Source organism: Pedobacter suwonensis (assembly GCF_044762335.1).
Taxonomy (GTDB): domain Bacteria; phylum Bacteroidota; class Bacteroidia; order Sphingobacteriales; family Sphingobacteriaceae; genus Pedobacter.
Map to the genome: position 1 here is coordinate 83,426 of NZ_JBIWEB010000016.1, position 25,043 is coordinate 108,468.

Here is a 25,043-nt window from a genome sequence, read left to right on the forward strand (position 1 = left end):
TATCTACACTAAACGATAAAATCATATTCTTGTTTTGAGTAAGGCCAAGAAAATAGCCATAAACAAAAAACGTCCCGATTAAATCGCGACGTTCAAATACTTTTATTATTTAGCTTAAGCCTCTGCTACTTCGTGTGTTAGCGCTTCATCAACCAAAATACGACCACAGTGTTCGCAAACGATAATTTTTTTACGTTGGCGAATATCTAACTGGCGTTGTGGTGGAATCTGGTTAAAACATCCGGAACAAGAATCGCGATCAATGGTTACTACAGCTAAACCATTCACCGCATTTTTGCGTAAACGTTTATAAGCAACCAATAAGCGTTCTTCGATTTGAGGTTCCGCTTTATCTGCTTTCTTTTGTAAATCCTGCTCCTCTTTTTCAGTTTCGGCAGTAATTACATCTAGTTCTGCTTTTTTAGCTTCCAAATCTTTTTTTCTTCCATCTAATTCGGCTTTAGCAGCTTCATAGATTTCAGTTTTTGAAGTGATTTCAAAACCATGTTCTTTAATTTTCTTTTCAGAAACCTGGATATCTAAACCCTGAATCTCAATTTCTTTGGTTAAAGCATCGTATTCACGGTTATTTTTAACTTCTTTTAATTGAGAATCATATCTTTTGATGGCAGCCTGCGCATCTTTGATTGTATTTTTACGCGTTACGATCGAATCTTCAAGATCATCAAGCTCACCTTTAATTTTTGCAATTCTAGTTTCTAGTCCTAGAACGTCATCCTCAAGGTCGGCAACTTCCATTGGTAATTCGCCACGTACCTGGCGGATTTTATCAATTTTCGTGTGGATATTTTGTAATTCGTATAAAGCTTTTAGCTTTTGTTCTACGGTTTGTTCCATTAAAACAAGTAATTTATGGGGTTTGTATTTTGCTCCGTTAAACGGATTGCAAAGTTAGTAAATTTTTTCTGAATAATTTCAAGCAATAAATTTGAGGTAAATTGTTCAGTTTCAAAGTGTCCGATGTCTGCAATGATCAATTTTTCTTCCGCGTCAAAAAACTCGTGGTATTTAAAATCTGCGGTAATAAATGCATCTGCCCCGGCAGCTATGGCTTCTTTTAACAGGAAGCTTCCCGAACCTCCGCAAACCGCAACTTTCTTAATCCTTTTGCCAATTACTTCTGTATGCCTAACCACTTTAGCCTGCATCCTATCTTTCACCAAATGCAGAAAATCATAAGCATCCATATCGTATTCCAGCCAGCCTACCATTCCCGAACCCACCAGCTGATGTTTATTTTCGAGTTTATAAATGTCATAGGCCACTTCCTCGTATGGATGGTTTTCAAACAAAGCAATGAGGATTTTTCGTTCAGCCTGGGTAGGGTAAACCATTTCGATCCTTATTTCGGCCTCCCGGTGGCGAACACCTTTTTCACCAACAAAAGGGTCGGAATCTTCATTTCCCTTGAATGTGCCAAAACCATCAACGTTGAAACTGCATTCGCTGTAATTACCAATGGTACCTCCACCAGCATAAAACAATGCCGACCGCAGTTGCTCCGCCTGGGCCTGTGGACAATAGGTAACCAATTTTTTTAACAGCCCTGCTTTTGGCAAAAGTACTTTGGTACCTGTTAAACCTAAACGTTCACAAATCCTGGCATTTACACCTGTATGAATACTGTCTAAATTGGTATGAATAGCATATAGCGCAATATTATTCCTGATTGCCTTTAAAACCACACGCTCTACATAGTTTTTACCATTAAGCTTTTTTAGTCCTTTAAAAACTATCGGGTGATGGGTAATAATCAAATTGCATCCTGTCGAAATGGCTTCATCTACAATTTTCTCTACACAATCCAAAGCCACCAAAGCAGCGTGGATTTCCATATTTGGATCCCCCACAATTAAACCGGAGTTATCATAGTCTTCCTGACAATTAAGCGGGGCGATGCTTTCTAAATAATTGGTAATTTCAGCTAATTTCATTCGATAAATATAGAAATTTCATCGTTTTCTTTTTCCTGTCATGAAAGTTCGTTTAACAAAAAGTCCGCATCCAATTTATTTGGATACGGACCTAAGTATTGAGATTAATTATCTTAGAATTTTCCCGCTTGTTGGAATCCACCTCCCATTCTTACCATCTGTAAGCTTTCGAAAACCATTTTCTGGTTATATTCAAAAGCAAGTGTTTTGTGGTTTACCACATCGATAATCGAACCGATAAAGCATAAACCGGCAGTTAAAAGGTACAAAATACCCATACCGATCTGGCCTATGATAAACCTTTGCAAGCCTGGAACAGCAAACAATCCGATTAAACAAAAAATCAACATATCTGATGGGTTTTTTCTTTTGCTGCTGTAAACCATCAGGAAATTACGTAACTGCTCTTCAGTTAAACCGGTAGTGGCTTGTTGTAAATATGAGTATTCCTCTGGTGTTATACCTGGTAACGACATTAGAGGTGATTGAAATATATCCATGGTTTCTATGTATTTGTGGTTAAAACTGTAAACTTCTTTTTGTTCCTTATCAATGTGCAAATTCTATAAATTATAATTAAAAGTGCCGGAAAACCAAACCAATGTTCGGAAAAGCTTTCGGTAAACTCGCCATGCAAAATATGACTGATTGACCTGCCTATGCCACACCCCGGACACCAATCCGCAAAGCCCAAATTGGCTAAAGGACAAAGTGTAAAATGATGTTGGTGGCTATCCGCCGTTGCCAGTAATATTAAAGCTGTTAACCAGAAAAAAAGTTCCAGTGGAAAGCTTTTAATGTACTTCATTGTTTCACTTTTTATAACATTTAGAGGCTATAGAACTACCTTTGTTACACCGATTTGCCCTTAATCGACGAAAGGGGGATATATTTCGACCAAACGAACGTTCCCATCTAAGAATAAGTTTTCGTTTTTTCACAAATCTGATTATTCTATCACAACCCTGCCAAAAATAGTTAAAAAAACCTTTACACAAATTGCGGGTTAATATTAAAAGATAAGCTTATTTTTGTGCCTTGAACATTCGCGATTTAATAAACAGATACAAAACCGACGATAGGGTAACTCAATTTACCAAAGCGTTGAACAGCAGCAAAAACCCAAAGATACAATTAAAGGGATTGGTGGGTTCGGCTGATGCTATTGTTGCACTTTCTTCTTATTTCCTGTTACATAAGCCCCTTCTGTTCGTTTTGCCTGATAGGGAAGAAGCCGCTTATTTTCAATCTGACCTTGAAAGTGTATTGGATAAACAGGTTTTACTATTTCCTTCATCGTACCGAAAATCTTTCGATTTCACCCAGGTAGATACCGCTAACGTGCTGGCCCGTGCGGAAGTATTGAACGAGCTGAATCATGATTCAGAATACGGAAAAATTGTAGTTTCCTATCCTGAAGCCATTGCCGAAAAGGTGATAGATCGCTCTGCGCTTGAAAAAAACACTTTAGAAATCAGTTTGGGCGCCAAACTGGGCATCGATTTTATCAATGAATTTCTAATTGATTATGATTTTGACAGAAGAGATTTTGTTTACGAACCCGGACAGTTTTCCATCCGTGGTGGCATTGTAGATATTTTCTCCTTCTCATCTGATCTTCCTTATCGCATCGAGTTTTTTGGTGACGAAGTAGAAAGTATCAGAAGTTTTGAAATTGAAAGCCAGCTGTCGGTTACCGAAGTTAAATCGCTTACCATTGTTCCAAATGTTCAGGCAAAGTTTTTAACCGAAAGTAACATCAGTATTCTCGATTATATCGATCAGGACACGCAACTCTGGTTTAAAGACGTAGAATTTACCCTGGATATTGTTAAAGCCGGTTTTAAAAAGGCTGTTGAACTTTGGAAAGCCTTGCCAGCGGCAGATAAAAGTCAAAACCCGGAGTGGATCGATCCTAAATTTGCCTTTACGGATGAAAAGTTATTAGGCGATCACCTTCAGGATTTCCCTTTGGTAGAATTCGGGAAACAGTTTTTCTATAAAACAGATAATCGTTTTGAATTCGAAACCAAGCCACAACCATCATTTAATAAAGATTTCAATCTGCTGATTTACAACCTTAAGGAAAATGAAAAGGCTGGAATCGTTAATTTTATTTTTACCGATTCGCCTAAGCAGATTGAGCGTTTATATGCCATTTTAGAAGATATTGACAAAACGGCCAAGTTTACACCAATCAACAGCATGCTGCGCGAGGGTTTTGTTGATCCGCAGATCCAAACGGCATTTTACACGGATCACCAGATTTTCGACCGTTACTACAAATACAAGCTTAAAAAGGGTTATCAGAAAAGTCAGGCCATTACCCTAAAAGATTTGAGGGAACTAAAATCAGGTGATTATGTTACCCATATCGATCACGGTATCGGAAAATATGCCGGGCTCGAAAAAGTGGAGGTAAATGGCAAAACCCAGGAAATGATCCGTTTAGTTTATGCCGATAACGACCTGCTTTACGTCAACATCAACTCCCTAAACCGGATTGCCAAGTACAGCGGTAAGGAAAGCGGCGTTCCTAAAATGAATAAGCTGGGTACCGATGCCTGGGATAAGTTAAAAAAAACCACTAAAAAAAAAGTTAAAGATATCGCACGGGATTTGATCAAGCTTTACGCCTTGCGCAAAACCCAGGCCGGAACAGCATTCTCTCCAGATAGTTATTTACAGACGGAATTAGAGGCTTCTTTTATTTATGAAGATACCCCCGATCAGTTAAAAGCCACCCAGGACGTGAAAAAGGATATGGAATCGCCACATCCAATGGACCGTTTGGTGTGTGGTGATGTTGGCTTTGGAAAGACAGAAATTGCCGTACGTGCTGCATTCAAGGCCGTAGCGGAGGGTAAACAGGCTGCTGTTCTGGTGCCAACAACCATTTTAGCTTTACAACATTTTAAAACCTTCTCTTCCCGTTTAAAAGATTTCCCGGTTACGGTCGATTATATCAACCGTTTTAAAACCAATAAGCAGATTAAAGATACCCTGGCCGAAGCTGCTGCTGGCAAAGTTGACATCCTCATCGGAACACATCGTTTACTGAGCAAGGATGTTAAGTTTAAGGATCTCGGCATCATGATTATTGACGAAGAGCAGAAGTTTGGCGTTACGGCAAAAGAGCGTTTAAAAGCGGTACGTGTAAATGTTGATACTTTAACACTAACCGCAACACCAATTCCGAGAACATTGCATTTTTCTTTAATGGGGGCAAGGGATTTATCTATTATAAGTACACCACCGCCGAACCGGCAGCCCGTTAGCACCGAATTGCATGTTTTTAATGATAAATTAATCCAGGAAGCCGTGCAGTTTGAACTGGATCGCGGCGGACAGGTATTCTTTATCCATAACCGGGTAAATGACCTGATGCAATTGGGTGGGTTAATCCAGAAATTGGTTCCAAAAGCAAGGATTGGTATTGCGCATGGCCAATTAGATGGAGATGCTTTGGAAGATGTAATGCTTGATTTTATTAACGGAGAAAAAGATGTTTTGGTAGCCACAACTATTATTGAAGCAGGTTTGGATATTCCAAATGCCAATACCATCATCATCAACCATGCACACATGTTTGGTTTGAGCGATCTGCATCAAATGCGTGGCCGTGTAGGCCGGAGCAACAAAAAAGCTTTCTGTTATTTACTTTCGCCTCCGTTATCTACCTTAACTTCTGAGGCCCGGAAACGTTTAAGTGCCATTGAAGAGTTTTCTGATCTGGGCAGTGGCTTTAATGTGGCCATGCGCGATTTGGATATCCGTGGAAGTGGAAATTTATTGGGTGCCGAGCAAAGTGGATTCATCGCCGAAATCGGTTTTGAAATGTACCATAAGATATTGGATGAAGCCATTCAGGAATTGAAAGAAGCTGAGTTTAAAGGCCTGTTCGAAAATGAACCTGCCCGTCCGTTTGTAGGCTTTACACAGGTAGATACCGATCTTGAATTATATATTCCCGATGCTTACATTACCAATATTACTGAGCGTTACAATTTATACACCGAGCTTTCTAAGCTTGACAACGAAACTGAATTAGCCGTTTTCGAAAAACACCTGGCCGATCGTTTCGGACCTATACCCCCGCAGGTAAAAACCATGCTCAGCGTAGTACGGTTACAATGGTTGGGTAAAAAATTAGGATTCGAAAAAATCAGTTTTAAGAAAAATAGTTTAAGAGGATATTTTTTAAGTGATAAACAGTCGGCTTATTTCGACTCAAATACCTTTACCAAAATTTTAACTTTTGCGCAGAACCATCCGCGCATGTGCAATTTAAAGGAAGTAAAGAATACACTTAGAATTGCTTTTGATCATGTAAAAACCGTTGAAGAAGCGATTGAAACTTTAGAACTGATCGATTAAAAAACATTAATTGAGTCAGTCTATTGACTGAATTAACGTTAATTGAGTCAGTCTATTGACTGAATTAATGTTTTTATCTATATTTGGCTTAAATGGAAAGTCAAATTGTTAGAGCTTTAAAGCCGATTATCCTCAACAAAATTGGTAAGAACAAAGTAATCCTAATATTCGGAACAAGGCGGGTAGGTAAAACCTGGTTGGTAGAAAGCATTACCAAAGATGCGAACATCAACTACCTCTCTTTAAATGGAGAAGACCAGGATGTACAGGTATTACTTTCAACCCGAACAGCTGCCAATTACAAAAGGGTTTTGGGTGATGCCAAGCTACTCATTATTGACGAAGCCCAGGTTATACCTGAAATCGGAAAAATATTAAAGTTACTCATCGATACTTTTAAAGATCTTACCATTATCGCAAGTGGATCATCTACTTTCGATTTGTCAAACCAAACAGGTGAACCCTTAACCGGAAGAAGTTTAACCTACCATCTCTACCCCATAGCACAGGTTGAGTTGGATAAACAGGAAAATGCTTTACAAACCACTCAAAATCTGGAAGAAAGATTAATTTTTGGTTCTTATCCTGAGTTATTCCACCTGAATTCATTGGCTGAAAAAGCACAGTATTTAACAGAACTGGTTAAATCATATCTGTTAAAAGATATTTTGATGTACGAGAACATCCAAAATAGCGCTAAGTTACTGGAATTATTAAAACTGATTGCCTATCAGGTAGGATCGGAAGTTTCAATTGATGAGATTTCCCGTAATTTGGGTATCAGCAAAAATACGGTAGATCGTTACCTTGATTTACTCTCAAAGGTTTTTATCATTTATAAAATTAGTGGATATAGTAATAACTTACGGAAAGAAGTTACGAAATCATCCAAATGGTATTTTTACGACAATGGGATCCGGAACGCAATCGTAAATGATTTCAGGTTGTTAGCTTTAAGGAACGATCAGGGTATTTTATGGGAAAACTACTGCTTTAGCGAACGCATTAAAAAAATGGAGTACGAACAGCAAAGTGCCACTTATTTCTTTTGGAGAACCTATGATCAACAGGAAATAGACCTTATTGAAATTAACAACGGAGAAATGTTAGCTGCCGATTTAAAATGGGGAAACCAAAAGAAGAAAATCCCGGGCTTTTTTGCCAAAAACTATCCTCAAGCCAGTTTTTCCGTAATTAACAAAGAAAATTATTTAGATTTTATATTATAAATGTTAGATCCCTCCTTATTGCTTGATTTAGTAAAAATGCAAATGCCTTACGGAAAATATAAAGGTTACCTGATTTGCAATATTCCTGAAAGCTATTTGCTATGGTATAAGGATAAGGGTTTCCCGAAAGGAAAATTAGGCGATTTAATGGCTACCATGTTCGAAATCAGGGTGAATGGTTTGGAGTATTTATTAACGCCATTGAAGAATCAGCAACGGTAAGTTTCCCGAGCCATTGTCATCCTGAGGAATAATTTATGATATAAAAATCAATATGATTGACAGAAGTATTTAATGGAAATAAGCCTCTAATAGGATCGTCATTGCGGGAAGGCTTTTTCAGCCGACGAAGCAATCTTACAGCGAGGATCATTAGCATGGAAAGATTGCTTCGTCGTTCCTCTTCGCAAGGACGACTTTTTTAGAGATTCTGTTAATGGTAGCGGAGTATCGAAGAACCTAAAACGATCGTCTCCTGGCAGTGTTTCACGATTTAACATCCCTCAGTTACCGGCATTTCGAGCGAAGTGCAACGAAGCCGAGAACCCGAAGGCTCGGCGAAGCTAAATCTATCTCGAGATAAATCTCTCCATTGCACTGCGCTTCAGTCGAAATGACGATTTTTATATCTGCAGGAAACAAATCTATATCTCACAACCATTCTCATCACAAACCGCATCATTATTTTTATTTAATGAAGTAATCGTGGTTTTAGGCTGAGCGGCTTTCCATTCGGTAAAACTCTGGGTGAGCGCATCAGTAAAAGCCTGAACAGGTTGGGCACCAGAAACACCATATTTACGGTCCATAACAAAATATGGCACACCGCGGATTCCTAAATTCTGACTTTCATAAATATCATAACGAACAGCTTCAGCAAACTCGTCGCTATTTAAAACGGCCACAGCTTCGTCCTTATTCAATCCTATTTCTACTGCAAGATCAACTAAAACATCTGTTTCGCCGATATTTTTACTGTTCACAAAATGTGCTTCAAACAGTTTCTCTTCGGCTAAATCCTGAAGATTATGTTTTGCTGCCAAATGGATCAAACGATGTGCGTTAAATGTATTTGCAGGAATATTTGTATCAAAATCCATCTTCAAACCAGCATTTGCAGCCATATCTGCAACCTGTTTGGTCATTTGTTTAGCCTGTTCAATGGGCATTCCCTTGCTTCTCGAAAGGTAATCGTATACTGTTTCGTTATTCGTATTATGGTATTCAGGATTGAGCTGATAACTTTTCCAATCGACTTCAATTTCGTTTTTGAACGGTAGTTTTTCTATCGCCTGTTCAAAATGTCTTTTTCCGATATAGCAAAACGGACACATTACGTCCGACCAGATTTCTACTTTCATAATACAAAATTAAGCTGATTACAGTTGGCTATAGTAAGTCTAAAGTAAAAAGCCACTATCATTTGGGATAGTGGCTTCTATATTAATCACAGAATGTCAATTCTGAGGATAATTTATTATACAATTCCAGATACGTGACAAGGACATTTTAATAAATCGACTTTCCATGAGAAACCGTCATTCCCAACTCGATTGGGAATCTTAATGTCTTGGTAGGTTTGCTGATTGCATTAAGATGCTCGCCTGCGGGAGAATGAAGACCGATCAGAAAGCTCAACGTGACAGACTAACCCATAACTGGTTATTATTTATACAACTGGTTAAATATTAGCTTAAAAGTACCATGTGTTTGTGCCCTAAAAGCAATTTCAGGCCCGAAAGCAAGTAATTTACCCTTACCAACCCTCGCTTCGAAGGCCGTTACACCATCTTGCAGGTAAGCCTGCCCCCAGGCCCAGCCGCTGCGCAGCGGTGTGGTATTTTCGAACCACATTAAAGGTTTGATCTTTCCAGTCACAATGGCATCGCCGGTGAGCTTAAAAACAGGACTATTATCGAAATATACATCAGCTTCTTTTTCCATGCCCCAATTGGCTGGTAAGGTGGTATCTACACCAACATTTAAAACACTTCCCGGAACATAATATTTTTCAGCAGGTAATCTTTTTTCTTCACCATTTATAATTTCGACCATTGCATTACGTACGGGTAGGTTTAAGTGATAAGCCAGGTTGGTACTGCTCCCAATGGTTACAATGTTACCCCCGGCTTCTAAAAACTTCTTTAATTCAGGGATGGATTGATCAGCACTAATCCTGCCCAAACGGTTTCTAAACTCCTGTGGAATTTCATCTGACTTTGGTCCGACAGATCTGTTTCCACTGCCTCCGCCCTGAACCGATGGAATGGCACCGCCCACAAAAATGATCACATCGAATTTAGATTTCAAATTTCCGGCATCAATCTCCTGCGGATAAATTACAGTAGCAGCATAATGGTACTGTTCCATTAAAAACCGCACCCAGCCGGATGCCATAGAACCACCATAAGCATCCCAAAGGGCAATTCTAGCCGTAGAAACTTTAATTTTATTTTTAGGGGCAGCAGCAATTTTTAGTTTGATGTTTGCTTTTTCAAGTACTGCTTTTCCTGCTGATGAAACATAAAAATCGCCATTTTCAGGAGAGCGGTAAACTTCAACTTTGTTTTTCAATAAATCGTTAACTGCAGTATAAGAATCATTTTGTGCAGCACTTAATACATAACCCGACCCATTTGGCAATTTATTTTCTGGCTGTAAGAGTCTCCCGTAAGGATTTTTCTCAAACGGACCAGAAAAGTCATCCAGCATGCGATCGAATTTCACGTCCATGAGATAAGCCAAAGTCCATCCGGCTGCATCATACGGCGGAATGGGTGCACCACCTTCGTATTTAAAATCATTTGGATGATCCTGTGGTTCGAACATATCCAAAACGTGCGGACGGAAAGCCTGATCGGTTTTAACCACATAACTTCCGGCAGGATAGTTTTTCCCAGCAACGGTAAATGGAGCGGTCGCTTTTTGAACTACAACACCCGTTCTGATCAATGCATTCAAGAACTTAATAGCAGTATTAAAATCAGGCTGCTCTGCGGATAAGATATATCCACGTGGGTCCCGGTTTGCAGGCGCTTTCATAACGGTATCGAAAGCTTTCATGCTAATCTGATGCCGGGATCCAAAACCTGCATCGCCTCCGGACATTGCGGCGCCCTTTTCACCTTTTGCAGCGCTGTTAATGGCTTCTATCTTCTTTGGGGAGAAAGACCAGCTGTCTTTTTTACCTCTTTCAATCGAATTTCTGCCCATCTGATAAATATTGTACAGTAACTCATCATGGTATCGCGCTGCGTAATTCAAAACGGCATAGTTTAACGATACAGAATAATCAATCGAATTTTTAAAATACCATTTTCCCGGAGTGATTGGGTTTGGTGAATCGCCGCTTGGCAGCAAACGCGATGGAACCAATGGAATTTCAGATGGAGTAGGATTACCGATAATTTCCGTCAGCAGTCCGATCATGTTATGAAAGTAGGTAGTTGTCCTTAATCCGCCGTTGTACCAGGTAGAATAAACCGATCCGCCACGTTGAGTGTAACCGGGCTTATTTTCTACGTTCATCCTGTTATGCATGGCCGCACCTACCGCATCTAAACTGGTTAACAAGGTTGGATCAAAAACATAATTAAACGGATCCCGGTAAGGAGGACCTGCCAGAACCGTTCCCGCCGGACCGGCCTGATGGTGGTTATACATGATCTGTGGGATCCATTCTATAAAAAGCTGGCGACCGATATTTTTTGTTTCTTTAAGATTTAACATAAAAAAATCGCGGTTATTATCATGTCCTGCATATTTTTCATACAAAACCGGCAAGCCTGAAGTTGTTCTTTTCTTTGGGTCTTTTTCCCTCATGTACCAGTTGCTCACCAACTCCTGTCCATCTGGGTTTGCATGTGTAAATAAGATGATCACATTATCCAGAATACGCAAGGTTTCCGGGTCTGTTCTGGAAGCAAACTCATATATCGTCTGAATCAGCTGATGGGTACCAACAACTTCATTTGCATGTAATCCGCCATCTATCCATACCACTGCTTTACCTTCTTTTGCCAAAACTTTGGCCCGCTCTGGCGTAATTTCTGCATGAGCCAACTGTTGCGAAATCTCTTTATAAAGATCTAATTTCTTTAGGTTTTCCGGCGAAGAAACAACCAGCATGTATTGACTTCTGCCTTCTTCGGTTTTACCGATATCAACCAGCTTAATGCAGTCAGAATTTGCTGCGAGTTTCTTAAAGTAAGCTTCTGTCTGGGTATAATTGGCCAATTGGTAATCATCACCAATATCAAAACCGAAATGTGATTTGGGTGTTGGTATTTCCTGTGCCAGCACTGCAGCGTTACTTACCAATAAAAAAGCGATACAAAGCCTGATAAAATAGATTTTCATCATAATTTGAAAGTTTAGTAGGGTAATCAAATATAACAGAGAAAATTTCCAAAAACGGCTTACTGTAAATTTGTTACAAGTTTTAAATCCTAATCCATACATTTGCCCTGATATAAGTTCTTAACTTTATTTTCATCAACCGATACAGGTTCCCGGAATACAACCGGGATTAATAGGGAATCGTGTGCAAATCACGAGCTGTCGCGCAACTGTAAATTCTGTCTTTAACAAGAAGACAACGGTCTTATCATTTATGCCACTGTGCCTTTACCGGTATGGGAAGGCGATAGGATCGGGAATAAGTCAGGAGACCTGCCTATGTTGAATTGACGGTGCTTTCGCGTTATAAAGTAATTGGTCAGGTCTGATTGTACACGATAAAATTTAAATTTTATAGGCTTGCTTAAAGTTTTTGCTGATGAGTGGGCAGGCTGTGCCATAACCTTTCCTTTAATTTTAACAAAGAGTATTACAAATATTGCTTTAAGAGCTTTTAAATGATTTATTTACTTAATCTTTAAGAGAGATGCTAACGCAAAATCTAGGCTATCCGCGAATAGGTAGCCAAAGGGAATTAAAGAAAATCTGCGAAAATTATTGGGCAGATAAAACTGGGTACAAAAGTGTACTGCAGGTGGGCAAAAATATCCGCCACGAAAACTGGAAACTTCAAAAAGAAGCCGGGATTGATGTAATTCCATCAAACGATTTTTCTTTTTACGACCATGTACTCGATCATTCCTTAACTTTTGGAGCCATCCCAAAAAGGTACAACGAAGTGATCCTGAAAAAAGGAAATGAGGAACTGGATCTTTATTTTGCGATGGCCAGAGGCTACCAAAAAGAAGGACTGGATGTGGTAGCGATGGAAATGACCAAATGGTTCGATACCAATTACCATTACATTGTGCCCGAATTTTACAAAAATCAACCTTTTAAACTTTTTTCCACCAAGATTATCGACGAGTTTTATGAGGCAAAACAATTAGGAATTAATACTAAACCCGTACTGATTGGACCGGTTTCTTACCTTTTATTGGGTAAGGAAAAAGAGGCTGGATTTGAAAAAATAGACCTGATTAAAAACCTGCTTCCGGTTTATATCGAGATTTTATCTCGCTTAGAAGCGCTGGATGTAGAATATATTCAGTTTGATGAACCATTTTTGACTTTAGATTTAACCGGCAAAGACAAAAAAGCTTATGAATATGCTTATAAGGAAATTAGAAAAGCTTTCCCTGGGTTAAAGATCATTTTAGCGACTTATTTCGAGGGTTTAGGCAACAATCTTGCTTTAACTACTTCATTGCCTGTAAATGTTTTACATATCGACTTAATCCGTGCAGAAGATCAATTAGACGATGTTTTAGCTTCGTTAAGAGAAGATACCATTCTTTCTTTAGGCTTGGTAGACGGGAGAAACATTTGGAAAAATGACTTTGAGAAATCTCTTTCGATCATTAACCATGCGGTAGACAAAAGAGGATTGGATAAAGTATGGATTGCTCCATCCTGTTCGTTAATTCACTCACCGGTTGATCTGGACAATGAAACCAATGAGAAAAATTTATCGCCAGAAATTAAACAATGGCTGGCCTATGCAAAACAGAAAATTGCGGAAGTAGCTACCTTAAAAAAACTGATCACCAACGAAAGCCCTGCATCTACCCTGCAAAAACTTGAAGAAAATAAGATCGCAATTGCTAACCGTAAAGTTTCTAAAATCATCCATGATCCGGCAGTTAAACAAAGGGTTTTGGACTTAAAAGAGCAGGATGCCGAACGTTTGAGTCCATTTTCGATCAGAAAAATTAAACAACAGGAACTTGATCTGCCCATTTATGCCACCACCACTATCGGCTCGTTTCCACAAACTGCAGAGGTAAGAAGCTGGAGAGCAAAACTTAAAAACGGAACGTTAAATATTGAAGAATACGATGATCTCATTGCAAAAGAAACTGAAAAAGCGGTAAAGTGGCAGGAAGAAATTGGTCTGGATGTTTTGGTTCACGGCGAGTTTGAACGCAATGATATGGTTGAATATTTTGGTGAGCAGCTAGATGGTTTTGCTTTTTCTAAAAATGGTTGGGTACAGAGCTACGGATCACGCTGTGTAAAACCACCAATTATTTTTGGCGATGTTTCGCGCCCAAAACCCATGACGATCAAATGGACAGCCTATGCCCAGTCGCTAACCTCCAAATACATGAAAGGCATGTTAACGGGTCCTGTAACTATCTTACAATGGTCGTTTGTGCGGAATGATCAGCCGAGGTCGGAAACCTGTACACAGATTGCCCTGGCTATCCGCGATGAGGTTTGCGACCTGGAAAATGCAGGAATTAAAATTATCCAGATTGATGAACCTGCCATTAGAGAGGGATTGCCATTGCGCAAAGCAGATTGGCAAAACTACCTGAACTGGGCAGTGAAAGCTTTCAAAATCTCAGCAAGTGGGGTAAAAGACGATACACAGATCCATACGCACATGTGCTATTCGGAGTTTAACGATATCATCCAAAATATTGCTAATATGGATGCAGATGTAATTACGATCGAAACCTCGCGTTCGCAGATGGAATTATTAGACGCTTTTGCCGATTTTAAATATCCAAACGAAATTGGACCAGGTGTTTATGATATTCACTCTCCAAGAGTTCCGAAACGCGAAGAAATGGTTCTGTTGCTTAAAAAGGCAAGAGCCGTTATTCCTTCTGCACAACTTTGGGTAAATCCTGATTGTGGCTTAAAAACCCGCGGATGGGACGAGACCAAAAAAGCATTGATCGAAATGGTTGAAGCCGCAAAAGAGATGCGAAGAACCGAACATGTACTTTTAGCAAACCTTCAGGTGAATTAATTTAATTTTGGCCAGCGAAGCAATAATACGATGATGTTAAATATTATCCCGTTGTCAGTCTGAGCCTGTCGAAGACTTTTCATCTTCAATAACTGAAGTAAACTATATTGCGAAATGCTCAGGAACATTTTATCCTGATCTTAACTTTGACAACTTTCTAATCAGAAAGTTGTCAAAGCTTTTTACTCACCATATATTTACCCCATGACCTTAGCAGAAAGAATAGAAAACTCAAAAACCAGTATTTTTAAAGCCGTTTTCCCAAATACAACTAATCATTATGATACGCTTTTCGGCGGAACAGCCATGCATTTGATGGACGAAGTGGCTTTTATTACCGCAACCCGGTTTAGCCGTCAGATTATGGTAACGGTAAGCAGCGACAGGATTGATTTTAAAAAGCCGATTCCAGCAGGTACCATTGTAGAGCTTATTGGTAAGGTAAACCACGTAGGCAATACCAGTTTAAAAGTTAACGTAGAAATTTATATCGAGCAGATGTACGCTGAGGGAAGAGAATTAGCCGTACATGGCGATTTTACGTTTGTAGCTATTGATGAAAACAAAAAGCCAGTTCAGGTAATTAAATAATTTGATAATTTTTAGCTAAAATGTTATAAAGTTCATCAGGTTTAAATCTTTAATTTAATAATGGAGCATCAACATTCCGAAGAAGAATTAAAAAACATTGCGAAACAGCTAAGCTGTCCGGAAGGCGAACATGGCATTAAAACAGGGGAGATGATGCATACCAGCAACATCGGCATGACCAGTTCTGCTATTGATGCATTAGACCTCCAAAATAATGAAACTGTTTTAGAAATCGGCCATGGCAACGGTGGGCACATTGCTCAGTTATTTTCCCGAGCCGAAAACATCAACTATTTTGGTGCTGATATTTCTGCTACCATCATCGCCGAAGCTGAAAAAAACAATCAAGTTTTCTTAGCACAGGGAAATGTCCAATTTAAACTGACAGATGGAAACAGTCTGCCTTTCCATAATCATCAGTTCGATAAGATTTTCACAGTAAATACCATATACTTTTGGAAAAATCCGTGCGAATACCTCGCCGAGATCAATCGCACTTTAAAACCAAACGGCATCCTCGCCTTATGCTTTGCCGATAAAAGCTTTATGCAAAACCTTCCTTTTATATCTTATGGTTTTACGCTTTACGAAGTAGAAAAAGTAAAAGAATTATTGAAAAGTGCTGGCTTCGAAATTAAAAATACCTTTAAAAAAACAGAGCAGGTAAAAAGCAAAACAGGTGAACAGGTAGAAAGGGAATATCATGTTATGGTTGCTTCCATTAAATAAATAGCCCTCGTTTGCAACGAGAATTAGCGGGAATAGCGATTGCATCGCTTATAGTGCAACCACATTACAAATGTGAATTTCATTTCATCCTCGTTACAAATGAAGATGATGGATACATCTTTAATACAAAATCAGATACAAATACGCATAAACTACCGGTGCAGCCAATAATAAGCCATCAAAACGATCTAACAAACCGCCGTGCCCTGGCAACAGACCGCCACTGTCTTTAGTATCTAAACTGCGTTTAAGCATCGATTCTACTAAATCTCCCAATGTTCCAAAACCTGCAATTAATACAGCCATACCCATCCAAACCCAGGACGGGCTTTCGGTAAAAAGAAAAGACAGACCAAAAGCGACCAAAATGCTGGTAAACATCCCGCCGAAAAATCCTTCCCAACTTTTCTTCGGCGAATGACGCTCAAACAATTTGCGTTTACCGTATTTTACGCCAAAAAGATAGGCTCCGGTATCATTTGCCCAAAGCATTAACAAAAATGCGAGCGGTAAATGAAAGTTATATTCATTCCAGTTCTTTAAGAAACCGAGGGCATGGAAAAAACAGAAAGGGATGGTTACATAAACAAAGCCAACAAATGTATAAGAGATATTGGCAAATGGAATTTTGTTTTTCTTATACAATTCAGTGATAAACACAGAGAAAATGAGTGGGATACAGAGCAACAGGTACTTAACATCATATTCTAAATAATGTAAACCTGCTGCCATTAGAAAAATTAAAGATCCTGCCATTAAACCGATGTTTCGGTGTGGCCTGATACCAGCATTTTTAATCAGCTTATAAAATTCAAATAAGGATAAACCACTCAGGATAAGATAGAAAATAGTAAATGCGTAACTCCCCAATAAGATAGAGCCAAGCATCACAATGGTAAAAAAGAAAGCGGTTATTGCCCTGGTTTTCATTTAAGTAGAGGTAAAGGGTATAAGGTTTAAAGTCATTATTACTATTCAATTTCGTTCTCAACGATGTATTCTATGGCTTTATTGAAATCTAACTTACTCACCAAAACATTTATTTCGCCAATATTATATGCCGAGAGCTGCTTATTTATCGTCACTGCGGGAATACCTGCTTCTGTTAATCCCTGTTTTAATACCTCTGCCGCAAAGGCATTGCTGGTGGTGTATACCTTAACCCAATTTTCGCTCACGTGATGCGCTATCTTTAAAAAATTTAAACAAAGCTATGGTAATTATTGCACTAATTAAATACCCATACCAAGGAAAACCAATCGGTTCATCAGCTTTATCAAGTGGCATATGGCGCTTTTGCATATAAAAAGCGGCGCAAACCGCATAAGCATTGTTTAAAAAGTGCGCAAACATGGCATACCAGATACTTCCGCTAAAATAATACAGGTAACCAAAGCCTGCACCCAATAACATCCGCGGCACAAAACCATAAAACTGTACATGTATGGCACTAAAAATTATAGCAGATAACCAGATAGCCAGGTGCGGATTGCCAAACGATCGCTCCAATGAACGTTGTACACCACCCCTGAACATCAACTCCTCACCAATCGCTGGTAAAACTGCAATCATAATCAGGTTAACCACAAAGTCGAAATTGCTGCGTACAGTGATCAGTTGGATGGTCATTTTTGCTGCCAGTTCTTCTTTTTCTTTCATCCACGCCTCAATCCCTTTTAAAAAATCGGGCAAAACCATTTTTTGGTTCCAGATTACTGTCCACTCCATAAAAGGCATACTCACAATCATAATCAAGATTACCAGCAAAAGCAGTAAAACTTTTGGTTGTTTGAAGCTATAAAACCGGGTAATTTTTGTTCTTTCTGTTAAGGCAAGGGCAAGGGGTGGTAAAATGAATGTTCCTATTGAACTTAGAATCTGTATCACCTTAAAACCAGAAATATACTTCGCATCACCCGATATAAGCAGGGCGAAATTACTTACTAATCCCATTCCATACATGGCCATACAGATTACGATTCCAATGATACCGAAAACAAAAGCTCCGGCAACTGCGTAAAATAAAAGTAAAAGTAATTGCAAGAAAGGATTGATTTCCTCGTGTTTAGGTGTTACAAAACTCATTATTTGTACCTTTGTATGTTTTTATTAATCGTTGAAGATAGAAAATGTCTGTAAAGATAGGAAATATAGATTTAGGTGAGTTCCCGTTATTGCTGGCTCCAATGGAGGATGTAAGTGATCCACCGTTCCGTTACGTATGCAAAAAAAACGGTGCAGATATGATGTATACCGAATTTATCTCTTCGGAAGGTTTGATCCGGGACGCCGCAAAAAGCCTGCAAAAATTGGATATTTTCGAATATGAGCGACCAATTGGCATCCAGATTTTCGGTGGCGATATCGAACACATGCGCGAGGCCTCAGAAATTGCTTCTGCAGCAGGGCCCGATCTGGTTGACATCAATTATGGCTGCCCGGTAAAAAATGTAGTTTGCAAAGGTGCAGGATCAAGTTTGCTTCAGGATATTGATAAAATGGTAAAAATGACTGATGCGGTGGTTAAAGCTTCGCATTTACCTGTTACCGTAAAAACCCGCTTGGGTTGGGATGACAATACCAAAAATGTTTATGAAGTAGCCGAACGGCTTCAGGATGTGGGTATCCAGGCACTAACCATTCATGGCCGCACCAGGGCGCAATTATATAAGGGAGAGGCCGATTGGAGTTTAATCCGTGAAATTAAACGCAATCCGCGCATTAAAATTCCGATTTTTGGCAACGGTGATGTAGATAGTCCTGAAAAAGCAGCCAATTGGCGCATGGAATATGAGGTAGATGGCATTATGATCGGTCGTGCCGCAATTGGTTATCCATGGATTTTCCGCGAAGTAAAACACTTCTTCAAAACCGGAAAACACCTGGCCGGACCAACCATAGAAGAAAGAATTGAGGTTTGCCGTACACACCTGGATAAATCGCTGGAATGGAAAGGTCCTAAAACCGGTATTTTCGAAATGCGTCGCCATTATGCCAACTATTTTAAAGGCCTGCCAGATTTTAAACCGTATCGCATGCGATTGGTTGCTGAATCAGATATCAGCAACATTTACAGCATTTTAGAAGAAGTGGCAGAAAAATTTGCCAACTATGATGCTACAAGTGTACTGGCTTGATTTTTGAAAGTTTTTTCTTACATTCGTTATTATCATGGTTACAGCAATTACAGATGGTGTTAAGGTTTCGGTAGAAACCGTCTACCAGCCAGAATATTCAAATCCGGCGAACGAACATTATATGTTTGCCTATCGCGTAGAAATTTCAAATCTTTCTGATTATGCTGTCCAGTTAATGCGCCGCCAATGGTTGATTTTCGATTCGAACTCAAGCCGTAGAGAAGTAGAAGGTGAAGGTGTTGTAGGTCTACAACCCATTATCAAACCTGGCGAAACGCATGTCTACGTTTCAGGTTGTAACCTCAAAACCGATATGGGCAGCATGAAAGGCACTTACCTGATGAAACGCGATATAGATGGCTCTGAATTTGATGTTGACATCCCGGAATTTCAATTGGTAGCCCCTTATCGGTTAAACTAATCTCTTACTTACTTTTGTTACCCATGGAATAGTCGAACGGCTAGACCAAGATTCATTTTAGAAAAGCACATTCAGTATTCCATTTTACTAATTATTCCTGCTTTTTTGCTCCAAGTACTCTCCACGCTTTGAGCTTTTACATCAATATCAAAGGCTTAGGTTATCTATGCACCCTGCGACCCCAAATAGTACAAGCTACCGTGCCACCTAAACCCGATCAGAGTGGGATGCCGATATTTTCATCGGCAGAAGCGGGAGCGGGAGCGAAGTTTTCCTATTACCATAAAGCCTGCTTTCCAATAAACATTTAAATATAGTTGTCACCTGGTCGGGTAGATACCGGATTTCAATCAGGTTTACTTAGTTGGAAAGATTCTGACTACGTAATCGCTACGAAACAATTGAAAATACTACCTCTACGTGTAAAACAAATCCGATGGATCGGATCAGCATGACGATCGGGTTAAATTAATAAACAAAAACGGCCAGGATAATGATCCCGGCCGCGTTGTATTTTTCTTATTCAATATTCCCTAATCCCTGCTCCGTCCAAAAAGCATTGATGCGTAATATAATAAATTGGCTAAGGCACCCACAGCCGCAACCACGTAAGTCATGGCTGCCCACCAAAGTGCATCTTTGGCCTGCGCATTTTCTTCCTGTGTTTGCATCACACCATTATTGTTCCTGAGCCAGGCTAAGGCCCGGTTACTGGCATCAAATTCAACAGGTAGGGTAACGATACTAAATACGGTTACTAATGCTAAACCCACTACACCAATCGCCAAAACAATCGGGTTTCCGGTAAAACCTATTAACAATACACCTATTAATAATACCCACTGCAAAAGATTAGACGATATGCTCACAACTGGCACCATGCTGCTTCTTAACTGCAACCAGTTATATGATTTCGCCTGTTGCACCGCATGACCACATTCGTGAGCCGCTACCGCTGCAGCTGCTACGCTACGACTATAGTATACATCAGTACTTAAATTAACGGTTTTATCTGACGGATTGTAATGATCTGTTAATTGTCCCTCGGTACTCATCACCTTCACATCGTATATTCCATTATCATGCAGCATTCTTTCTGCTACCTCTTTGCCCGATAAACCAGAGCTTAATTGCATTTCAGCATACTTAGAAAACTTGTTTCTAAATCGCCATTGTACAAACATGCTCAGCAATAATACCGGGATGATTAATATTAAATAAACTCCCATTTTCTTATGTATGTTTTTCATTTAGCCTATATCAAAAAGCGTTCCCATATTATTTAAATTTAAAAAACAGTACATTTATGTTATGCCAAACGAACTTTCATACTGGGAAAAAGAATCATTTTTTTGTAATTATGATGCGATTGTAATTGGCAGTGGAATAGTAGGATTAAATGCCGCAATTCACCTTAAAAAAACAGTTCCTTCGTTAAGGATAGTCATACTTGAAAAGGGATTTTTACCTACCGGTGCAAGCACAAAAAATGCTGGTTTCGCCTGCTTTGGAAGCATTTCTGAACTAACTGAGCAAGAGAAAAGGATGGGTAGCGAACGCCTTGCCATGCTCATCGAAAAACGGTGGAAAGGTCTGCTCAAACTACGTTATTTATTGGGCGATAATACCATTGATTATCAATGCCTGGGCGGATATGAACTATTTAAAAAAGAAGATCATTCTTTAGCTGAATTAGGTGTATCCAAAATTGAACATTTTAACCTTTTGGTTAATGATATTGTCGGATCCAATGCTTTTCGTGTAAACAATAAAAAAATCATTTTATCTGGTTTCGAAGGGGTTAGTGCTTTAATTGAAAATCAATATGAAGCCCAGATTGATAGTGGTAAAATGATGTCCGCTTTAATTCAATATGCGCAACAACTTGGCATCGGTATTTTTAATAATTGTACTGTAGACCGGATTGAAGAAGAATCGAAGGGTATTTGCCTGATGACCAAAAACGGAAATTTTTTATGCAAAAGATTGATCATTACTACAAATGCCTTTATCAAAGATCTATATCCTGATGTGGATATCAACCCAGGTCGCGGTCAGGTTTTAATTACCAAACCCATTAAAAATTTAAAGATCAGGGGCATTTTCCATTACGATAAAGGGTATTACTATTTCAGAAATATACATAACAGAATTTTATTGGGTGGTGGCAGAAATATTGATTTCAAAGCCGAAGAAACTACTACTTTTGGCCAAACTGAACCTGTCCAATCGTCACTCGAACACCTGCTAAAAGAAGTCATCTTACCAGTCGCTAAATTTGAAATTGATTATCGTTGGAGTGGGATTATGGCTTTTGGAAAAATACTAGAACCCTTTATTGAAGAAATCCGTCCAAATGTATTTTGTGCAACCAGGTGTAATGGTATGGGCGTTGCTATCGGTTCTCAAAGCGGAGAAGATGTGGCGAATTTATTATTGAATAAATTGTAGTTGTTTTTTACCAAAGAGACATAGAATTAATTTTTTTAAAGATCCTTTATTGCATTTAGGATGACGACGGTGGTAAAAGGGTTTTAAATCACTTCCATTTTACACCATGCATCATTTAAACACCACCGTCTTATTTCCACTCACAAAAACCCGGTCTTCAAAAATAAGTTCCAAAGCCTCCAATAATACTTTTTTTTCTATCTCCTTACCGGCATGTACCATTTCCTTCACACCAAAATTATGATCTACATGATTGGTATGCTGCGTAATAATAGGCCCTTCATCTAAATTATCGGTAACAAAATGTGCGGTGGCACCTATAATTTTTACCCCACGCTCAAAAGCCTGCCGATAAGGATTGGCACCTATAAAAGCAGGTAAAAAGGAGTGATGGATGTTGATGATTTTACCTGCATAATCCTTTACAAAATCAGCTGAAAGAATCCGCATAAATTTAGCCAATACCAGATAATCTACCTCAAACTGATTAATGATGGTTTTTACTTCAGCTTCAAATTCACTTTTATCTTTGTTATTATGATCTACATAAAAATAGGGAATCCCTATTTTCCCGGTAAAATCTTTAAGGCTTTCATAGTTACCAATTACACATTGAACATTTGCCCCTAAAGTTTTAAAGTGATTTTTAATCAGTATTTCTGCCAAACAATGATACTCTTTAGTCACCAGAACAGCAATCTGTTTTTCCTGTTTGGTAATTAGATTTACCTCTGCCGCATTTGGTAAATTTTCCAACAGTTTTTTCTTTAATTTTTCAGGATTTTCCAGCTCTCCGGTGCAGGCAATTCTCGTAAAAAATGCTTTATTGGCTTCATCTACAAATTCGCGCATGGCAATGATATTCAGTTGATACGCAGCCAGCACATGGGTAATATGGGTAACCAAACCCACTTGATCTCGACAGGAAATAAGGACAGTTAAAGCGTTCATTTTTAAAATACTAATATCCAATTATAAATAATTTTTACGGTTTTTTACGGTTAAAACTGACTAATTTTTTTTGGTATATCTATTTTAAATCTCCATTTTTGCTAAAATTATTATCATTATGGAGATCGCTGGTATTGCTTTGCTAATTGTAATTTTAATTGTCCTTATTATTTTATTACTAAAGAAACCTCAGGCTTCAATCCCCATCGTTTCATTAGAAGATTTTGAAAGGACAAAAAGTGAAAATGAAACCTTAAAAATAAGATTAGCAAAAGCGGACGAACGTATCTCTAACTTATCTTCAGAAAAAGAGCATATTACCGTTTTGCTTAAAGATGAACAACGGCGTTTAATTGATGAATTGCAGGCTGAGCGAGACCGGCTTGCAGATGCCAACCGTGAGCTCGAAAGTACGAGATCATTTTACCTGGCCGAGAAGGAAAAGCTAGCAGAACAAAAATTAAGTTATGAGCAGTCGCAACAAAAACTGAATAAAGATTTCGAACTGATTGCCAATAAAATTCTGGAAGAAAAATCGACCAAATTTATCGAGCAGAACAGGACAAATCTGGATATTATCCTTAATCCTTTGAAAGAAAATATCAAGGCTTTTGAAGATAAGGTAGAAAAGGTTTATAAAGCAGAATCTGATGAAAGAAATATACTCAAAGGTGTAATTTCGGAACTGCAGATTCAAAGCAAACTTATTCAGGAAGACGCCAACAATTTAACCAAAGCCCTAAAAGGCGATAGTAAAAAACAGGGTAATTGGGGCGAAATTATATTGGAAAAGGTTTTGGAGCGGTCTGGTTTGGTCCGGGATCAGGAATACCGCATCCAGGCTTCGCATGCATCAGCCGAAGGCAGCCGTTACCAGCCAGATGTGGTAATAGACCTTCCAGACGATAAACATCTCGTTGTTGATGCTAAAGTAAGTTTAGTTGCTTATGAGCGCTCCGTATCTGCAGATACTGATGAAGAGCGTGAAGGCTATGTAAAGCAGCACCTGGCCTCAATTAAGAATCATATTCAGGAACTTTCATCAAAAAACTACCAGGATTTATATAAAATTAATTCTCCGGACTTTGTTTTATTGTTTGTACCCATCGAATCTTCTTTTAGTATAGCAGTACAAAAAGATGCCGAACTGTTCAATTTCGCCTGGGACAGGAGGGTGGTAATTGTAAGTCCATCTACTTTGCTGGCTACTTTGCGCACCATAGCCAGTATATGGAAACAGGAACGTCAAAACCGGAACGTAATGGAGATTGCCCGTTTAAGCGGCAGCATGTATGATAAGTTTGTAGGTTTTATTGCCGACATGGAAAACATTGGAAAACATATTAAAAATGGACAGGACGCCTACGATAAAGCCATTAATAAATTGTCAGAAGGTGCAGGAAATTTAACCAATACTTCAGAAAAGATAAAAAAACTTGGTGCAAAGACTTCTAAACAGATTGATACAAAGTATTTGGATTTGACTGAAATACAGGATTTATAACTTTTATAATTATGAGTCAAGGGCTCTGGATTTCTCGGTAAATACTTAAAAAGGTTAAAACTTGCAAAGTTAGTGATTTTTTCTGATATCCTTAGGACGATTTTTTTCTTTTTTTTTAAGTGAATAGAATACATTTATTTTGCCTATAAGCAATATAGATGGCTTTAAAACAAAAAAGTCGATGTAGCTGAGAACGTTTTATATTTTCTTAGCAAGATCGACTACAAAGTAAAATCGCCATCTCGGATGGAACGCAATGGAATGGAGAGATCTATACAGACAGATTTATCTTCGCTGAGCCTTCGGGTTCTCTACTTCGTTGCACTCCGCTCGTATTCTAGGTTTATGATATATCCAAATTTATTTTTAAAAAAATATTTCTAGGCTGATCTTAGATATTCTTCAACATATTTTTCCTTTCTCTTTACCAGGGAGAACATTCTAAGGATAAGCTTGAATTTAACATTATTTAGTACTAA

At 38.7% G+C, this 25,043-nt stretch carries 21 protein-coding genes and 1 riboswitch; of the genes, 10 read left to right on the plus strand and 11 right to left on the minus strand.

From position 1 onward, the window contains the following. Positions 1-114 precede the first annotated feature (114 nt). The 4 genes from ACIQXP_RS20150 to ACIQXP_RS20165 all read right to left on the minus strand — a co-directional run bounded on the left by ACIQXP_RS20150 (position 115) and on the right by ACIQXP_RS20165 (position 2,763). Entirely contained in the window at positions 115-858 is a 744-nt protein-coding gene (locus ACIQXP_RS20150; protein WP_090981351.1) for a zinc ribbon domain-containing protein, read from the minus strand. Continuing rightward, positions 858-1,955: a Nif3-like dinuclear metal center hexameric protein gene (locus ACIQXP_RS20155; protein ID WP_387507246.1), complete on the minus strand. Its 1,098-nt coding sequence runs from the start codon at positions 1,953-1,955 to the stop codon at positions 858-860. Before ACIQXP_RS20155 ends, ACIQXP_RS20150 begins: the two co-directional genes overlap by 1 nt. A 113-nt stretch (positions 1,956-2,068) precedes the next feature. Next, positions 2,069-2,455 carry a TM2 domain-containing protein gene (locus ACIQXP_RS20160; RefSeq protein ID WP_090981355.1) on the minus strand — a complete coding sequence of 129 codons (387 nt, stop codon included), beginning with the start codon at positions 2,453-2,455 and terminating at the stop codon, positions 2,069-2,071. A gap of 5 nt (positions 2,456-2,460) precedes the next feature. Then, positions 2,461-2,763, minus strand: coding sequence for a DUF2752 domain-containing protein (locus ACIQXP_RS20165; protein WP_293744991.1), 303 nt, complete (start codon positions 2,761-2,763; stop codon positions 2,461-2,463). Between the two features lie 230 nt (positions 2,764-2,993). Here ACIQXP_RS20165 and mfd point away from each other — a divergent pair, with 230 nt between their 5' ends. The 3 genes from mfd (at position 2,994) to ACIQXP_RS20180 (ending at position 7,783) form a co-directional block, all read left to right on the plus strand. Further along, entirely contained in the window at positions 2,994-6,332 is a 3,339-nt protein-coding gene (gene mfd, locus ACIQXP_RS20170; protein ID WP_387507249.1) for a transcription-repair coupling factor, read from the plus strand. A gap of 92 nt (positions 6,333-6,424) precedes the next feature. Further along, entirely contained in the window at positions 6,425-7,561 is a 1,137-nt protein-coding gene (locus tag ACIQXP_RS20175) for an ATP-binding protein (protein WP_387507252.1), read from the plus strand. Beyond that, positions 7,562-7,783 (plus strand): DUF3820 family protein, encoded by a 222-nt coding sequence (locus ACIQXP_RS20180; RefSeq protein ID WP_145858153.1) that lies wholly within the window; start codon positions 7,562-7,564, stop codon positions 7,781-7,783. A gap of 422 nt (positions 7,784-8,205) precedes the next feature. On the opposite strand, the gene ACIQXP_RS20185 is transcribed toward ACIQXP_RS20180, so the two are convergent. Then, on the minus strand, positions 8,206-8,922 hold the full coding sequence (locus tag ACIQXP_RS20185; RefSeq protein WP_387507255.1) for a DsbA family oxidoreductase: 717 nt from the start codon (positions 8,920-8,922) through the stop codon (positions 8,206-8,208). A 304-nt stretch (positions 8,923-9,226) separates the two neighbouring features. Continuing rightward, entirely contained in the window at positions 9,227-11,923 is a 2,697-nt protein-coding gene (locus ACIQXP_RS20190) for a M14 family metallopeptidase (protein WP_387507258.1), read from the minus strand. A gap of 126 nt (positions 11,924-12,049) precedes the next feature. Continuing rightward, positions 12,050-12,254, plus strand: a riboswitch (cobalamin riboswitch). Between the two features lie 192 nt (positions 12,255-12,446). On the opposite strand from ACIQXP_RS20190, the gene metE reads away from it, so the two are divergent. The 3 genes from metE to ACIQXP_RS20205 all read left to right on the plus strand — a co-directional run bounded on the left by metE (position 12,447) and on the right by ACIQXP_RS20205 (position 16,100). Continuing rightward, the gene (gene metE / locus ACIQXP_RS20195; RefSeq protein WP_387507260.1) at positions 12,447-14,780 is read left to right on the plus strand and encodes a 5-methyltetrahydropteroyltriglutamate--homocysteine S-methyltransferase; all 2,334 of its coding nucleotides are present in this window, start codon (positions 12,447-12,449) and stop codon (positions 14,778-14,780) included. A gap of 204 nt (positions 14,781-14,984) precedes the next feature. After that, positions 14,985-15,371 carry an acyl-CoA thioesterase gene (locus ACIQXP_RS20200; RefSeq protein WP_090497417.1) on the plus strand — a complete coding sequence of 129 codons (387 nt, stop codon included), beginning with the start codon at positions 14,985-14,987 and terminating at the stop codon, positions 15,369-15,371. A gap of 60 nt (positions 15,372-15,431) precedes the next feature. Continuing rightward, the gene (locus ACIQXP_RS20205) at positions 15,432-16,100 is read left to right on the plus strand and encodes a class I SAM-dependent methyltransferase (protein WP_387507263.1); all 669 of its coding nucleotides are present in this window, start codon (positions 15,432-15,434) and stop codon (positions 16,098-16,100) included. A 120-nt stretch (positions 16,101-16,220) separates the two neighbouring features. Here the strand turns inward: ACIQXP_RS20205 and ACIQXP_RS20210 are convergent, their stop codons facing one another. The 3 genes from ACIQXP_RS20210 to ACIQXP_RS20220 are packed head-to-tail and all read right to left on the minus strand — an operon-like array spanning position 16,221 to position 18,185. Next, positions 16,221-17,030: a phosphatidate cytidylyltransferase gene (locus ACIQXP_RS20210; RefSeq protein ID WP_293744984.1), complete on the minus strand. Its 810-nt coding sequence runs from the start codon at positions 17,028-17,030 to the stop codon at positions 16,221-16,223. 41 nt (positions 17,031-17,071) lie between these two features. Next, positions 17,072-17,278 carry a putative signal transducing protein gene (locus ACIQXP_RS20215; protein ID WP_134204437.1) on the minus strand — a complete coding sequence of 69 codons (207 nt, stop codon included), beginning with the start codon at positions 17,276-17,278 and terminating at the stop codon, positions 17,072-17,074. Further along, positions 17,259-18,185 carry a CPBP family intramembrane glutamic endopeptidase gene (locus ACIQXP_RS20220; protein ID WP_387507267.1) on the minus strand — a complete coding sequence of 309 codons (927 nt, stop codon included), beginning with the start codon at positions 18,183-18,185 and terminating at the stop codon, positions 17,259-17,261. Before ACIQXP_RS20220 ends, ACIQXP_RS20215 begins: the two co-directional genes overlap by 20 nt. A 44-nt stretch (positions 18,186-18,229) precedes the next feature. Here ACIQXP_RS20220 and dusB point away from each other — a divergent pair, with 44 nt between their 5' ends. Together dusB and apaG are read left to right on the plus strand one after the other, a co-directional pair. Continuing rightward, a complete protein-coding gene (gene dusB / locus ACIQXP_RS20225) occupies positions 18,230-19,237 on the plus strand; it encodes a tRNA dihydrouridine synthase DusB (RefSeq protein ID WP_090981379.1) in 1,008 nt (335 codons plus the stop codon). 34 nt (positions 19,238-19,271) lie between these two features. Next, complete coding sequence (gene apaG, locus ACIQXP_RS20230) at positions 19,272-19,658, plus strand: Co2+/Mg2+ efflux protein ApaG (RefSeq protein WP_387507271.1); 387 nt, start codon at positions 19,272-19,274, stop codon at positions 19,656-19,658. 533 nt (positions 19,659-20,191) lie between these two features. Here apaG and ACIQXP_RS20235 read toward each other — a convergent pair. Further along, positions 20,192-20,887, minus strand: a complete 696-nt coding sequence (locus tag ACIQXP_RS20235) for a zinc metallopeptidase (protein ID WP_090981452.1) — start codon at positions 20,885-20,887, stop codon at positions 20,192-20,194. An 82-nt stretch (positions 20,888-20,969) separates the two neighbouring features. On the opposite strand from ACIQXP_RS20235, the gene ACIQXP_RS20240 reads away from it, so the two are divergent. Next, a complete protein-coding gene (locus ACIQXP_RS20240) occupies positions 20,970-22,109 on the plus strand; it encodes an NAD(P)/FAD-dependent oxidoreductase (RefSeq protein ID WP_293744981.1) in 1,140 nt (379 codons plus the stop codon). 111 nt (positions 22,110-22,220) lie between these two features. On the opposite strand, the gene purU is transcribed toward ACIQXP_RS20240, so the two are convergent. Next, positions 22,221-23,060, minus strand: a complete 840-nt coding sequence (purU, locus tag ACIQXP_RS20245; RefSeq protein WP_387507273.1) for a formyltetrahydrofolate deformylase — start codon at positions 23,058-23,060, stop codon at positions 22,221-22,223. Positions 23,061-23,178: 118 nt separating this feature from the next. On the opposite strand from purU, the gene ACIQXP_RS20250 reads away from it, so the two are divergent. Next, on the plus strand, positions 23,179-24,564 hold the full coding sequence (locus tag ACIQXP_RS20250) for a DNA recombination protein RmuC (RefSeq protein WP_387507276.1): 1,386 nt from the start codon (positions 23,179-23,181) through the stop codon (positions 24,562-24,564). The last annotated feature ends 479 nt before the right edge of the window (positions 24,565-25,043 follow it).